Genomic DNA, 14,136 nt, shown 5'->3' with positions numbered 1-14,136 from the left:
ATGGAGCCACGCATCATGTACATCGAAAAGAAGGCTGGTCAACTTACAGGGCCCGCAACAATTGGCCGCGTCACGTTTTCCAGAACTGGCAGGAGCCTTTATAATGGGCAGCACTTCCAGCGCTTGTCAGGCAGAGGCCCTAAAACCAATTATTTTGACATTGAAACTGGCGAAGAGTACTGGATATCGGGCTGCAAGAAAGATGGTTCCGACCGGCTTTATGGCGAGCGACTACCAACCCGAATAGATGAAGATGTGCGGGAAGAGTACTGGGTTAGCATTCGCAATGAACCTCAGAACAAGCAAACCGCTGTTATTCACCCCTAATCTGGGCCACTACACCTGCGCGCAAATTTTAGCTTGCGCAATTTTATGAAAATACTCCGCGTCCGTTTTTCCAATCTTAACTCGCTGCGCGGACAGCACGAAATAGATTTCAGCCATTCGCCCCTCTCCGATGCGGGCCTGTTCGCTATTACCGGCCCCACGGGTGCCGGCAAAACCACTATCCTCGACGCCATTACACTGGCTTTGTACGGACAGGTGCCGCGCCACGAGGGCGGCGTGGAGCAAGTCATGAGCCACGGCACGGGCGAGAGCTGGGCGGAGGTGGAGTTTCAGGTGAATAGCCGGCGCTACCGCTCGAAGTGGGGCCAATATCGGGCGCGTAAGAAAGCGGAAGGCAAGCTTCAGGATTCGCGCATGGAGCTGAGCGAGGAACCCACCGCGCCCACCGACGCACCCGAAGACAATTGGCCCATTATTGAAAGCTATAAATCCAAGGTGCCGGCCCGCGTGGCGGAGCTGAGCGGCCTGGACTACCGGCAGTTTCTGCGCTCGGTACTACTAGCTCAAGGCGAGTTTACGCGGTTTTTGAAGTCGAGCCCCGGCGAGCGGGCCCAGCTGCTGGAGAAGATTACCGACACGCGCAAGTACTCGGATATTTCGGTTTTCGCTTTCAGAAAAGCCAAGGAGGAAGCCCAGCAGGTAGAAACCCTGCGCGCGGGTTTGGCAGGCGTCACGCTCCTATCGAACGAGGAAGTAAAAGCGCTGGCGGCTGAAATGACCAGTATTGAGCAGCAGGTGCAAGCTAGCACGGCCACGCAGCAACAGTTGCAGGAAGCGCAAGCCTGGCTCACTAAGCTCGCTGACCTCACCGCCCGGCAGCAACGCGCCGAAGCTACATTAGCTGCCCTTGCCGCTGAGGCTGAGATAATTGCCCCCCAGCGCCAGCGCCTAACCGCGCACGAGCAGGCGCTGCCCTTTCGTACGCCCTGGGAGTTGCTACAGGCCGCTGATACTCGGTTGCAGCGAATGCAGCACGAAGCCGCTCAAGCGCGGGAGCAGCGCCCCCAACTGCAACAGCAGCTCGACGCCGTGCAGGCCAGTCGGGCTACGGCGCAGCAGGTGCGCGACGAGGCCTTGGCGAATCAGGAGGAGCAAAGTTCGCAGCTGCTGGAGGCAGAGAAGCTGGACGCCGTACTTCAGGCGGAAGAAGCCCAGCTCACTAAGGAAAAGCAGGAGTACGAACAGCGTAACGAGCATTGTAAGCGGCAAAAGGCGGAATACGAGCAGGCTATTGGTCAGGCAAGTCGTCTGGGTGAGCAGCTGAAAGAACTTACCGCTTGGCTCACGCTGCATGGCCGCCGCTCGGAGCTGCCCAACATTCGGCCCCAACTTAGCAGTCACTTAGAAGATCTGGCCGACGTAGATCGGGAACTGCAAGAACTGACAACGCAGCAAAAAGCCCAGACCTTGGCGCTGCAGCAAGCCCAGCAACTAGGCGCGCAGGCTGCCGCCCGGCAGGCCAATGCGGAAAAGCAGGCCACCGAACTGGCAACTGCTCAGCAACAAACGGAAGCCGAGCGAGACACTTGGATGGCGCGCTTGCAACAGTTTGTAGCAGGCTTGCAGGACCAGCACGCCGCCCAGGAAAAACACCTGACTGATCTGCGCACGCTGGTTCAAACCCAGCAGTTGATCTTAAGTCATGAGGAAGCGCGCCACTACTTGGTGGCTGGCGAGCCGTGCCCTCTGTGTGGAGCCGCCGAGCACCCATTTGCCCTGGGCGCGCTAGGTGTAACCGCTGATTCGTTGCAACGCGATAAAGAGCGGGAAGAATCATTGGGCCAGCAGGTTAGAGCCCTGAGTGGGCGCGTGCAGAAGTTGCTGACTGCGGTAGGCATGCTGGAGAATGCCGGGGGGCAAATTTCGGCGCAGAACCTACAAATCCATCGGCTGTTGTCAGGGGAAGAGGAAGAAATGGCCCCCAGGCAGGCGCGGGCGCGGGCTCAGCGTCTGCGTGAGTTGCAAGACCAGCACCACGCGGCCACGGTGCTTCGCACGAAAGCCCACGGGGAGCAGCAATTAGCCACGGAGCAAAAGCGGCAGGCCGAAGCAAAGCTGACCGAACTCACCGAAAAGCTGGAAGACGCCCGCGACCGGGCCCCCAAGATTCGGGAGCAGGTAACCAGTATGCTGGCCTACTTTCAGCTCACCTTCACGGGTGATAATGGCGCGGCTCTGATGGGGCAGCTAGAGCAGCTCACCACAGAATATGAGCAGCAAAGAGAAACGCTAAATAAGGCCGAAAGCCAGCGCGCCGCCGCCCAAGCGCAGGGTGAAGAGCTGAAAAAAGCACTAGCCGAAACGCAGGATTGGCTTACTACCCGCAAAGCTGACCTAGTGCGCCACCACGAGGCAATTCAGCGGCAGCGTGAGCAGCGTCAGCAGTTCTTCGCTGGCTTGGATGTAGCGCAGGCCCGCAAGCAGCTGATGGATACAGTAAAAGCGCTTACAGATGCGTACGAGCGGAGCCACCAAACCTTCTGCGAGCACGAAAGCCAACTGTCCCGCACCGACGAGCGGCTGCGGCAGCTGGAGCAGGAAACGGCTCGCGAACAGCAGGAGCGCAACCAACTCCACGCTACGCTGATAGCTGACTTGCAAGCCGCAAATTTGCCCCCCAGCCCCGAGGAGCTACGCACCCGCCTCCTCCCCGACGCCGACGCGCGCCGCCTAACCGATCAGCTGCACGCTCACGAACGCGCCATTATTGCTACGCAAAGCGCTTTAACTGAGGCTCAGCAACAGTTGGAGCTAGAGCAAAGCAAGGCATTAACCTCTGAATCATCGGAGATGATACGGGAGCAATTGCGCGCGGCCGAGCGAAACCTAGCCGACTTGCATCAGCAGCTTGGGCAGCGGCGGCAGCGCCTTCAGGATCATCACCAAGGCTTGGAGCGTCACGCCGAACTGGCCGCAACCCTGGAAAAGCAACAGCAGGAAGCCCGGCGCTGGCGTCAGTTGGCGGAGCTTATCGGCTCGGCCGATGGCAAGAAGTTCAGCGAGTTTGCCCAGGGTCTCACCCTCACGCGTCTCACGGAGTTGGCCAACCGTCACCTTACCCGCCTCACCGACCGCTACCGCATCGTGCGCAACCCGCAGGAGTATCTCGATTTGCTAGTAGTGGATCATTACCAGGCCGACAGCACGCGCTCCATGAACTCGCTTTCCGGGGGCGAAAGCTTCCTGGTAAGCTTGGCGCTGGCTTTGGGCTTATCGGAGTTGGCTGGTCACAAAACCCAAATCGAAACGCTCTTCATCGATGAAGGCTTCGGCACCCTGGATGCTGATGCGCTGGAAGTTGCCCTCACTGCACTGGAAATTCTGCAGGGCACCGGCAAGATGATAGGCATTATCTCGCACGTGGAAGCGTTGAAAGAGCGCGTGAGCACCCAGATTAACGTGCGCAAAGGCGTGGGGGCATTAGTACCCTACGCGTGATTGGGTTTGGGGAAAGCGAGTCGTAGCCGAGCACGAAAATGCAACAGGTTAGGCCCTGCCTTTTCATCCGCTTGGCGGGTCTTTTCCTAACGTTTTCAAAAACAGGTGTACACCTTAGGCTCGAGCGGTGCACGTGCAATGTAGTAGCCTCACGTTGGCTACTAGCCTTAATTAAATGTTTGGTACAAATATTTAATAGCTCGCTTCCACACTAGCTACAATTCTACAAGACACTTGCTTAATTGTCAGTAAATCACGCTAGTCAAGTGCCGAATAAATACGGTCCCCCAATTTCTCTAAATCACCCGTATCGGTATTGTTAAGAATGATTACCACTCTAGAGAAATCCTTGTTTGTCAACAACAGGGAATTGAAGCCATCGATGCTGCCTCGACGCTCAAAGATGGGCTTGGGCAAGCTTTTGTCGTTGTAATACAACCCAAACGTAGGATAGCCCCGAGCCTCCTCTATATACTCTGCTTGCTGCGGCTTTAACAGGAGAGCCGTCATCTTGCTTGATAATAGCGTATGGGCCTTCAAGGCGTACACCAGCTTGTAGAGGTCAGCAACCGTGGAATACATAGCCCCGGCCCCGGCATAATTCGATAGATACTTTGGCGCATCATTGCGTAAGGTATCCCTACTAGTACCCGCCCCAAATGTGTAGTTATGGTAGCCATAAGCCAGATTGGGCGTAATCCGGGACTCTTGTACTAGACCGGAGTGTTGCATTTGCAACGGCGCGAGGACGTTCTGACGCAGCAGTTGGGCATACGTTTTCTTAGAAGCTACCTCTAAGATCCGGGTTAACAAGATGTAGTCGATGTTATTATAATTGAAGGAGGGGGCCTTTTTGCTCTCATTCTTCACCACAAATTTCTGCACAAACTCGGTGGTAGAATACTTGGCCTGATAGACTTGCGTGGAAGGTTCACTCTTCAAGCCAGAATGATGTGTAAGGAGGTCAGCTATTGTAATCGAGTGACAGGCCGCGGGTAAGTCGGGGATATAGGTAGCGGCCTTATCCTCGAGCTTCAAGGTTGTTTTCTCGACGAGCTGCAAGGTTAAAATGGCGGTGAATAGCTTGGTCATGGAGGCAATGGGGAAGCGGGTATCGGGGGTGACCGGTGCAGCAAACTGGAAGTTTGCATACCCCTTGTTTACCTGCGACACAACCCGGCCGTCTTTTACGGCCAGAAGAGCCCCGTTGAAATGACCTGCTTGATATTCTGCCGCGACGAGGTCCTCAATGGAGTGTTGGGCGAAGGCGGGGGTAGTAAAAAGCAGAAAAACAAGTAAGAAGAGTCGAATCATAGCAGAAGGATGTTATTGGCCGAAGAAGTAAGCGGGCTAAGGCGAAGCTGCTAACAGGAGCGGCGCTGCCCAGCAGCAGTAGCCAAAGTAACAGTAGACGTATAGAAAAACCGAAATACTGACAACACACAAGGCTTAGCAGCTAGCGTGCGCTGAGTTTTTTATAAAGTTTTCCCGACCGCCTTCATCTCCGCCCACGTCCAATATCGCCGCGGCTTGATATTCATGTAGCCTTGCCGGAAAAACGCCACAACTTCCTGCTCTATCGTCTCGGCTGGAATTGATGATATGTCAATCGGGCGCTGGTCGGGGTCGGCGTAGCGCTGGGCTTTGCTGAGTTTTTTGCCCCCAGGCGCAGCAGCGGCCCAGTGTCGGTGATGGCATCGAAAACCCAGGCGCTGGGGGGCATTTCCAGGCTACTGAGACGGGCGGCCAGGTCATGCAGTGGCAGGCGCGGCAGCGTAGGGCGCGACTCCAGATCAATCCAGGTGGTGTATTTGTATTCCAACTCGTAGCGCTGATTATCATAGCAGCTGAGCACGATATCGAAGCCGCTTGTAGGGCCAAAGAGGGCGTAATAAGGCAGCGGTTCAGGCGTATGCACTACCAACAGACCAAGTTCGGGGTAGCGAACGAGGCGCGTGGCGGGGCTTTGCATCACCTCCATAGCGCGGCGCATTCGGGTGTATTCCGGTTCCCAGGCGGCGCGGCCCAGCCCCGGATTTTCTAAGATTTCGCCGAAGGCGGGCAGAAACCAGGCAAATTTCTCGGCCGAAGCTTCGGCTTCGCTGCGCCGTAGCGCGGGGGCGCCGAAGGGTGGATAGAATAGCTCCTTTTCCTTGGCATTAAGCCAGCACACCAATTTTAGGGCATCGTCGGCCAGCGGGCTGGTCCAGTCCAGCTCCCGAAAGTCGCCGAGCATGGCCACCAAGCGTAGCAGCGGCTCGTGGCGCAGGGCGGCCTCCGGGTTGAGCAAGCTCCACACACCCACAAAGCCATCGACGTCGAAGTGGTTGGCGCTAACGGCCGCTACTTCCAGGCCGGGCGTGTGCGGCGCATGCAAGGCGCGCAGCGTGGAGCCCGCGCTGGTATCGTCGCGCAGGGCCACCGGCGTGGCGGCTCCGCGCCAATGCGCCAGTACCAGGGCCGCCCGCAGGCCGGTACTATCAACCAGAATGGTTGGCTGATGCTTTGCCGCCGCGAAGGGAACAAAATAATGCGTCAAAAGCAGGACCTGTTAAATGGAGAAGGAGGAATTACGCGCAAGAACAAATTTTGGCGTTTCTCACCAAGCAAGGCACGGACGTTAGCGCCGCTTTCGACGGTTGGAGATATGCTCTATACGGCTACGGCGCACCCAGTGCAAGTATTTTTGTAGCTCCTCGGCCCCGCGCAGGGCCTCCACGGAAGCGTATCTTTTGGCTAGCTCCCGGTTAGTGAGCAGCAGATGCACGGTACTATGACAAGGTTGGCAGAGAGACACCGTGGGCCCATGCCGGCCACCTTCCTCGCGCGGAACAAGATGATGGCGCGACACGAAGCGCACATGCCGCTCACATAGCTCACACTGCGACTCAGGACCAGCCGCGGAATTGATGGAAGCATTATTGAAGCGGCGACGGGACATAAAATGCAATTATGTAAGAAGTTGGCCCGATGATAGCAGAGAGATTTAGCGGAGGCCTGGCGTAATAAATAATTTTTCATTTAAATACTCTTGCCCGAATAAGTTCTATCTTTGGTTACGTCGCCATCAACAATAAAACAAGGATTCGTATCCTTTATAAAGCTTATTGTATGGTACTTATCAACAAGAGCAACCAGATATCCAAAAAATTAAATTCAAAAATTAATTAAAATAGTCACAAAATATTTTTCACAATTTTCACCACTTTCCCTATGCAAACTCTTACTCTTCGCTTACCTCGGCGCTTTGCACTTTTACTGCGGGTCGCTGGTTTCTTTCTGGCTTTGATCGTGCTGACGCCGACAAAGGCCCACGCGCAAACCTGGTTGGTTTCGACTGATGCGTACATTAAGTTGGGTGTAATGGATAAGTTTAGTCAGTTGGGTACCTACACGGCTACGTTCGTTGTAACCAATCAGACTTCGGGTAAAGAGTATTTGCTGACGAAAGAAGTGGACAAAGGCAAAAGTGGCGTAGATGTGCTGTTCCCATCGGAGCCGTCCGAGCCCGATTACTTTAAAACTGAGAAAGGCGAGTCTGCCCGCGCTATACCAGGTAAGTACGCCTGGGAATGCCGGGTAGGCGGAAAGCGGGTTGTTGGGGGGCGTTTTGAACTTCCTGCGGTAGCCAATGACGTGACGGTAGTGGATAACCGCAAATAATTCGCTTTTTTGCGTTCTCCCTTCCTCACTTAGTACTAGCCCGGCGTTGCAGCGCCGGGCTTTTTTTGTGGGTTTGAGGCAACAGTACGCCCTTTTTTAGGCCTAGCTGCGTACTACTGAATTGGAGCTGAGGGGCATTTTGCTCGCTTAGTGGTTTATATTTTAGTAATTCCAACTTCGTTTTCAACTCAGATCATGCCTAAAAAGTCTTTCACCGAACTCATCAGCAGCCCCGGAATGCCGGTTCTGGTCGATTTTTATGCCGACTGGTGCGGCCCTTGCAAAACGATGGCGCCTATTCTGGAGCAGGTAGCCAATCAGCACCAGGGCAAGGTTAAAGTGATTAAAATAGATGTGGATAAAAACCCGGCGGCGGCTCAGCAATTCCGCGTGCAGGGCATTCCCACACTTATTCTCTTCCACAAAGGTCAGCCCGTGTGGCGGCAGTCGGGGGTGGTGCCCGCCCAGCAGCTCAGTCAGGCCATCGGACGCTTTGCTCAATGAGGAATTAAGAATGAGGAATTATCGAAGAGATCAATACTTCCTCATTGAGCGAAGCGTTGCATAGTACATTTATGATTCTGTTCGTTGTCAAGCTATGCGTGTAGTAGTACCCTTTCTTCAATCCCTCGTTTTCTTACTGATTTTGTGCGTGTTGCCCCAGTTGGCGCTGGCTCAGGCCACCGTCACGCTGAGCGGCTACGTGCGCGGCGCCACCGATCAGGGCGTGCTGCCGGGCGCCTCCGTGGCGGTACCGACTCTAAATACCGGCGTCACGGCTGATGAGAAGGGTTTTTACTCCCTGCCCCTGCCGGCGGGGCGCTACGAGGTAGTCGTCTCCTTTATTGGGTACGAAACGGTAGCCAGGGAGATAAACGTGAACCGTACCCAACGCATTTCCTTCGTTTTGCCTGAGGCCGCCAACGAGTTGGGCGAGGTAATAGTGGAAGGCTCGGGCACTCTGGAACAAAAGCTGCAAACCACCCAAATGAGCGTGGAGCGCCTCACTACCCGCGAGGCCAAGCTGCTGCCAGCTCTTTTTGGAGAAGTTGATTTGCTGAAAACATTGCAGCTAAAACCTGGAGTGCAAAACGGCGGCGAGGGCACCAGCGGCCTCTTCGTGCGCGGCGGCTCCGCCGACCAAAACCTGTATCTGCTCGATGAGGCCGTGGTGTATAATCCCTCGCACTTGTTTGGGCTGTTTTCGGTATTCAATCCGGATGCCGTGCAAAGCGTGGACCTATACAAAGGCGGCTTCCCGGCGCAGTTTGGGGGGCGTTTGTCGTCGGTAGTGGATGTGAAGCTGCGCGAGGGCAACACCAAGAAGCTGGGGGTGAGCGGGGGCCTGGGCCTTATTTCTTCGCGCCTGACGGTGGAAGGACCCATCGTGAAAGATAAAGGCTCCTTTATCCTGTCGGGGCGGCGCACTTACTTCGATGTATTTACGCGCCAGATTAATAAGCTGAACGTCGACGACCCGGAGTTCAACCCCATTCCCAATTATTACTTTGCCGACTACAACGCCAAAGCCAACTATAAGCTCGGCCCCAAAGACCAGATCTTCCTGACCGGCTACTACGGCCGCGACGTGTTTGGTTTTCAAAGCCCCACCAGCTTCAACTTTGATTTTACCTGGGGCAATACCGTGGCCGCGCTGCGCTGGAACCACGTTTTTTCGCCCAAGCTATTCGTGAACACCACCGCTTCGTACACAAACTATGATTATGCGGTGACCAACAAGCTGGACCAGTTCAGCTTTAATCTTTCTTCCAGAATCCATGATATAGCCTTGCGCACGGATGTGGAATATCAGCCTAATGAGCGCCATACGCTCAAATTTGGGGGCGCAACAAAAGCTTACCGCTTTGGCGTGGGTCGCTTACAGGCCGGCAGCGAGGATGGCCGTCTGGACATTGGCTCCGACGTAAGCTACCGGGGCCAGGAAGGGGCCCTCTACGCCAGCGACAACTTCCGGGCCACCGACAAGCTTCAGCTGGAATACGGCCTGCGGGGCACCTATTTCCAGAGCGACTCCGACCGCTACGCCGGCCTGGAGCCGCGGGCAGCGGCGCGCTACTCGCTCACGCCCAACACGTCGTTGAAGGCCAGCTACGCGATGATGTATCAGTACGTACACCTGGTTACGAACTCTGGCGCCTCGCTGCCCACCGATATCTGGTACCCGTCGCGGGAGTCGGTGAAGCCGCAGCGCTCCCAGCAGGTAGCGGCCGGCGTGAGCTTCTTGCTTGGTAAGGGGCAATTTCTACTAACCAACGAGGTGTATTACAAGTGGGCCCAAAACCAGATTGACTTCAAAGATGGCGCCCAGCTTTTTGTGAATTCGGACCTGGATGCGGAGTTTCTGTTTGGCAAAGGCTGGAGCTACGGCAACGAGCTTTATCTGGAAAAGAAAACGGGCCGCACGACCGGCTGGGTAGGTTACACGCTGGCCTGGAGTAAGCGCAAATTTGCCCCCAGCGCGGCACAACGGGCATTAACAATGGCGCTGACTTCTTCCCTACTTACGACCGCCGCCACAACCTTACCGTGGTACTGCTGCATCGGCTCTCCGAGCGCCTGAACCTGACGGGTTCTTTCGTGTATAGCTCCGGCGCGCCCACCACCTTGCCCCAGGGCCGCTTTGTATTTCAGGAGGTGTACGGGGCCGAAGCCGTAGCCGTACCCATCTATCCCGACCGCAACACGTATCGCCTGGCGCCCTACCACCGCCTCGATCTGGGCCTGGTTTGGAATATGAAGCCCAACCGTTGGTTTGATGAGTCGGACCTGACGTTCAGCGTGTACAACTCTTACAATCGTCGCAACCCTTACTTCGTGTATTTCGACCAGATAAAGGACCCCGATACGGATCAGGTAACCGGCTACCGCGCCCGGCAGGTGTCGCTGTTCCCCATTATTCCTTCCGTGACCTACAACTTCAAATTCTGACCGCTGCCTGCGTTTCGATCTATGGGACTTTATTTGAAAAACCTCCTGACTTTCAGCACCCGGCGCTTGCTGCCCTTATTGCTACTGGTGGGCGTTGCGGGCTGCGAAAATTTGCAGCAAGACATTGATGTGGTTATCCCGACGGCGCCAGCTCAGCTGGTGATTGAGTGTTATCTGGAGCCTAATCAGCGCGCCCAGCTCACGGTGAGCGAAACGGCGCCTTACCTATCATCGCCGATACCCGTAGTGCCGACAGATGTGACGGTGGTCATATCGGGGCCCAACCGGCAACGCGAAACCCTGCTCTATGAGCCTGGTTTCAACTTTATAACCGGCAAAGTGTACACGCACCGCGGCCGGAATCGTCTGCTTATTCGCCCCGGCGATGTATTCACTTTAGAGGCAAAAGACACCAAAGGGCGCGTCGTTACGGGTACGGCCAAAATGCCCGCCGCCGTGCCGCTCGATACGGTGGAGTTCAACTTCAACGACCGGCCAGCGCAGCTGCGGGAGGCTATTGTTCTGGCTCGTTTCCGCGACCCGCTGGAAACGCTCGATTTCTACCGCTTCCAGATTCACCGCGACAGTATTTCCCAGGAGCCAGAAGTTGATTATACCGTCGAAGACCGTCTCAACGAAGGCAAGGAAATTACGCTGGGCACCAGCTACATCTTCGACTCCGGCGATTCGCTGATTGTTTCGCTCTATCATTTTGATGAGCCGTACTTCCGCTTTCTCCAATCGACTGAGAATGCGCGCAATGCCAACGGCAACCCCTTCGGCCAGCCCGCCGCCGTGCAGTCCACGGTGCGGGGTGGCGTAGGCGTATTCACGATTCTAAGCTATGAAAGGCACTCACTAGTAATTCCGTAAAGCAGCGCGCCGAGTTTAACTATACGCAAAAAAGCCCCCCAGTTGGTTTCCGGGGGCTTTTTTGTGCTCGTTTAAATCAAAACCTACTGACGCTCCAGCACCGCCCGGATCAAGGCAGTAAGGCGGGGCTCGGCGGCGGCGGCGGCGCGCAGAATATCGGCAATGTTTACCTTTTTCAGCTTGCCCGGTGAGCACAAATCGGTGATGACGGAAATGGCCAGCACGGGCAGCTCCATCTGGCGAGCGGCAATGACTTCGGGCACTGTGCTCATGCCCACCGCGTCGGCCCCGATGGTGCGCAGGTAGCGATACTCGGCCGGGGTTTCGAGCATAGGGCCGGGCAGACTGGCATACACGCCGCGGCGCACGTAATTGGTAAAGCCTAAGTCGTGGGCCGCGCGTTGAGCCTGAGCCAGCAGAGTGTGGTCGTAGGGCTCCAGCATATCGGGGAAACGTGGGCCCAGCTCGTCCAGGTTTGGGCCGATGAGCGGATTGGTGGGCTGTAGGTTCAGGTGGTCTTCGATGAGCATAAGGTCACTCATGGCAAAGTCGGGATTTAGCCCCCCAGCGGCATTACTCACGAAGAGTTTCTGAATACCGAGCAGCTTCATTACGCGCACCGGAAACACCACCTGCTGCATGGTGTAGCCCTCGTAGTAGTGAAAGCGCCCCTGCATCACCAGCACCCGGCGCCCGGCCAGAATGCCCCCCAACAGCTTCCCCGAATGACTTTCAACCGTCGAAACCGGGAAGTGCGGCAGGTCGGCGTAAGAGAACTCATGCTGGATTTCCAGCTCCTTTACCAGTGCGCCCAGGCCCGTGCCGAGGATAATGCCGAATTCAGGTTGAAAGTCGCCGAGCTGGCGGCGGATGTGGTCAGCGGCTTCGCGTAATTGCTGCATGGGGGGCTTTTTTTCGAATGGAAGAGACGAGCATACACGGTAGAGACGCAACATTTTGCGTCTCGTCGTTGAACAATTTGTATAGCACACTCAGGAGAAACAGCATCAGCAACGACGAGACGCAAAATGTTGCGTCTCTACCGTGTATGCATACAATCATGAAGGTTACTCAATGCGCATTTCGTACGGCATGCGGGCCTGCACGCCTTCCAGCTTGATAAGCTTCTGATACTGCTCATACATAGGATATAGCGGGCCTAGCTCCTGCTTCACTAGTTGCTGCCGCGCTTCCAGGCCGAAGCTCTCGAAGATGTTTTCGACAAAGGTTTTCTGGCGGGGCAGGCTTTGCAGGCGGTAGTCGCCCTCATTTAAGTTGGCGCGGCGGGCCGCAATTTGTAGCGCATCCTCAAAGGAGCCCAGCACATCCACGAGGCCGCGCTCTTTGGCTTCTGAGCCCGACCACACCCGGCCGGAGGCATAGCCACGCAGCTTTTCTACGGGCATATTGCGGCCCTTGGCGGCTTTGGTGGTGAAGTCGGCGTAGATGCGGTTTACTTCTTCTTGCAGCTGTTGCTGCTCAAAAGCCGTGAGCGGACGCGTGATGGTGGGCAAATCGGAGAATTTGCCGGTAGTGACGCGGTCGGTGGTGATGCCGAGCTTGTCGCGCAATAAGGGTTGAATATTGGGCAACACGCCAAACACGCCAATACTGCCCGTGATGGTGTTCGGGTGGGCCACGATGGTGTCGCAGGCCATAGCAATAAAATAGCCCCCCGAAGCCGCCACGTCCGACATAGAGCACACGATGGGCTTCACTTTTTTGGTCAGCACCACCTCACGATAAATAATATCGGAGGCCAAAGACGAGCCGCCGGGCGAGTTTACGCGCAGCACCACGGCCTTTACTTTGTCGTCGAGGCGGGCCTGACGAATGGCTTCCGCGAAGCGCGTGCTGCCAATATCGTTGTTGCCACCCTTGCCGGTCACGATGTCGCCATCGGCGTAGATGACGGCAATGCGGTTAGAGCCGCTGCCCTTGCTGTCATTGTCATTGCCTCGCTGGTAGGTGCTCAGACTTACGAGGCCGAGTTTTTCGTCCTCTTCCACGCCCACCTTCTTTTTCATAAAGCTCAGGGCCTGATCGTAGTAGCCAATGTTAGTGACCAGACCCAGGCGCTTGGCGTCATCGGCGTTGTGCACCAGCATGGAGTCGGAAATCACGCGCAGGCGGGCGGGCGCAATGCGGCGGGCCGAGGCTACGTGGCCGAGCATAAAGTCGTTCATCGAGTTCAGAAACGACGAAGTTTGCAGCCGCGCCGAGTCCGACATATTCTCCCGAAAAAGGGTTCTACAGCGCTCTTAAACGAGCCCACGCGGAAGATGTACGGCTCGATTCCGGCCTTCTCAAAGAGATTTTTGTAGTAGTAGGTCTCCGAGCTGAGGCCATTAAACTCCAGCGTGCCCTGCGGATTGAGGTAAATTCGGTTGGCCACAGAAGCTAGGTAGTAGCTCTTTTCCGAAGCCAGGTCATTGTAGGCTGCCACAAACTTGCCCGACTTCTTGAAGTCGATTAGCTCGTTGCGAATCTCTTCCAGCGTGGCCATACCGGCCTGCACCAGCTCCACATTCAGGAAAATACCCTTGATGTTGTCGTCGTTTTTGGCGCGTCGGATGGCTTCTTTTATTTGCACCAGGCCGCTGCTGGCACTGCTCCCGCCGCCCAGCATACTCCCCAGCGACTCCGGGTTCTCGCGCTCGGAGATGGGCTGATCGAGCTTCAGCTCCAACACCGAATTCTGGGCAATTTCGACCTCATCATCAGAGCTGGCGGCTGATATGGCTATGCCTGCCAGCACCAAAAAACCGATGAAAGCGAATGCCATCAGACCAACTATTGTGGCCAGTACATATTTCAAAAACTGTCTCATTAGAAAGGAAGATTAACTGGGTACTTAACAAATGT

12 protein-coding genes and 1 pseudogene are annotated in these 14,136 nt (G+C 55.8%); 7 read left to right on the top strand and 6 right to left on the bottom strand.

What is annotated here, in order from left to right:
• Window positions 1-327 carry a hypothetical protein gene (locus MKZ35_RS04065; RefSeq protein ID WP_482511926.1) on the top strand — a complete coding sequence of 109 codons (327 nt, stop codon included), beginning with the start codon at window positions 1-3 and terminating at the stop codon, window positions 325-327.
• Window positions 328-372: 45 nt separating this feature from the next.
• The gene (locus MKZ35_RS04060) at window positions 373-3,786 is read left to right on the top strand and encodes an SbcC/MukB-like Walker B domain-containing protein (protein ID WP_482511925.1); all 3,414 of its coding nucleotides are present in this window, start codon (window positions 373-375) and stop codon (window positions 3,784-3,786) included.
• Between the two features lie 258 nt (window positions 3,787-4,044).
• Here the strand turns inward: MKZ35_RS04060 and MKZ35_RS04055 are convergent, their stop codons facing one another.
• The 3 genes and pseudogenes from MKZ35_RS04055 to MKZ35_RS04045 all read right to left on the bottom strand — a co-directional run bounded on the left by MKZ35_RS04055 (window position 4,045) and on the right by MKZ35_RS04045 (window position 6,727).
• Complete coding sequence (locus tag MKZ35_RS04055) at window positions 4,045-5,100, bottom strand: serine hydrolase domain-containing protein (protein ID WP_482511924.1); 1,056 nt, start codon at window positions 5,098-5,100, stop codon at window positions 4,045-4,047.
• 161 nt (window positions 5,101-5,261) lie between these two features.
• A pseudogene (locus MKZ35_RS04050) lies at window positions 5,262-6,325 on the bottom strand (DUF6687 family protein).
• A gap of 81 nt (window positions 6,326-6,406) precedes the next feature.
• Window positions 6,407-6,727 (bottom strand): HNH endonuclease, encoded by a 321-nt coding sequence (locus MKZ35_RS04045; RefSeq protein ID WP_482511923.1) that lies wholly within the window; start codon window positions 6,725-6,727, stop codon window positions 6,407-6,409.
• A 272-nt stretch (window positions 6,728-6,999) separates the two neighbouring features.
• Between MKZ35_RS04045 and MKZ35_RS04040 the strand changes: the two genes are divergently transcribed.
• The 5 genes from MKZ35_RS04040 (at window position 7,000) to MKZ35_RS04020 (ending at window position 11,271) form a co-directional block, all read left to right on the top strand.
• On the top strand, window positions 7,000-7,449 hold the full coding sequence (locus MKZ35_RS04040) for a hypothetical protein (RefSeq protein ID WP_482511922.1): 450 nt from the start codon (window positions 7,000-7,002) through the stop codon (window positions 7,447-7,449).
• Between the two features lie 195 nt (window positions 7,450-7,644).
• Entirely contained in the window at window positions 7,645-7,953 is a 309-nt protein-coding gene (gene trxA, locus MKZ35_RS04035) for a thioredoxin (protein ID WP_482511921.1), read from the top strand.
• Between the two features lie 94 nt (window positions 7,954-8,047).
• A complete protein-coding gene (locus tag MKZ35_RS04030; RefSeq protein WP_482511920.1) occupies window positions 8,048-10,030 on the top strand; it encodes a TonB-dependent receptor in 1,983 nt (660 codons plus the stop codon).
• Window positions 9,997-10,398, top strand: a complete 402-nt coding sequence (locus tag MKZ35_RS04025; RefSeq protein ID WP_482511919.1) for a hypothetical protein — start codon at window positions 9,997-9,999, stop codon at window positions 10,396-10,398. The genes MKZ35_RS04030 and MKZ35_RS04025 overlap by 34 nt, the downstream gene beginning before the upstream one ends.
• A gap of 33 nt (window positions 10,399-10,431) precedes the next feature.
• Window positions 10,432-11,271, top strand: coding sequence for a DUF4249 domain-containing protein (locus tag MKZ35_RS04020; RefSeq protein ID WP_482511918.1), 840 nt, complete (start codon window positions 10,432-10,434; stop codon window positions 11,269-11,271).
• Window positions 11,272-11,354: 83 nt separating this feature from the next.
• On the opposite strand, the gene MKZ35_RS04015 is transcribed toward MKZ35_RS04020, so the two are convergent.
• From MKZ35_RS04015 to MKZ35_RS04005, 3 genes are all read right to left on the bottom strand, one after another.
• Complete coding sequence (locus MKZ35_RS04015; protein WP_482511917.1) at window positions 11,355-12,173, bottom strand: purine-nucleoside phosphorylase; 819 nt, start codon at window positions 12,171-12,173, stop codon at window positions 11,355-11,357.
• Window positions 12,174-12,338: 165 nt separating this feature from the next.
• Entirely contained in the window at window positions 12,339-13,502 is a 1,164-nt protein-coding gene (gene sppA / locus MKZ35_RS04010; RefSeq protein WP_482511916.1) for a signal peptide peptidase SppA, read from the bottom strand.
• Window positions 13,463-14,056: a S49 family peptidase gene (locus MKZ35_RS04005; protein ID WP_482511915.1), complete on the bottom strand. Its 594-nt coding sequence runs from the start codon at window positions 14,054-14,056 to the stop codon at window positions 13,463-13,465. The genes sppA and MKZ35_RS04005 overlap by 40 nt, the downstream gene beginning before the upstream one ends.
• Window positions 14,057-14,136: the final 80 nt, after the last annotated feature.

The organism is Hymenobacter sp. R533113 (assembly GCF_056835965.1).
Note: the sequence above shows the minus strand (reverse complement) of the source record. Positions and strands in the feature narration are given on the sequence as shown.

Coding starts and splice junctions, on each gene's coding strand:
- MKZ35_RS04065 (WP_482511926.1), top strand. CDS start 1: ATGGAGCCACGCATCATGTACATCGAAAAGAAGGCTGGTCAACTTACA.
- MKZ35_RS04060 (WP_482511925.1), top strand. CDS start 373: ATGAAAATACTCCGCGTCCGTTTTTCCAATCTTAACTCGCTGCGCGGA.
- MKZ35_RS04055 (WP_482511924.1), bottom strand. CDS start 5,100: ATGATTCGACTCTTCTTACTTGTTTTTCTGCTTTTTACTACCCCCGCC.
- MKZ35_RS04045 (WP_482511923.1), bottom strand. CDS start 6,727: ATGTCCCGTCGCCGCTTCAATAATGCTTCCATCAATTCCGCGGCTGGT.
- MKZ35_RS04040 (WP_482511922.1), top strand. CDS start 7,000: ATGCAAACTCTTACTCTTCGCTTACCTCGGCGCTTTGCACTTTTACTG.
- trxA (WP_482511921.1), top strand. CDS start 7,645: ATGCCTAAAAAGTCTTTCACCGAACTCATCAGCAGCCCCGGAATGCCG.
- MKZ35_RS04030 (WP_482511920.1), top strand. CDS start 8,048: ATGCGTGTAGTAGTACCCTTTCTTCAATCCCTCGTTTTCTTACTGATT.
- MKZ35_RS04015 (WP_482511917.1), bottom strand. CDS start 12,173: ATGCAGCAATTACGCGAAGCCGCTGACCACATCCGCCGCCAGCTCGGC.
- sppA (WP_482511916.1), bottom strand. CDS start 13,502: ATGTCGGACTCGGCGCGGCTGCAAACTTCGTCGTTTCTGAACTCGATG.
- MKZ35_RS04005 (WP_482511915.1), bottom strand. CDS start 14,056: ATGGCATTCGCTTTCATCGGTTTTTTGGTGCTGGCAGGCATAGCCATA.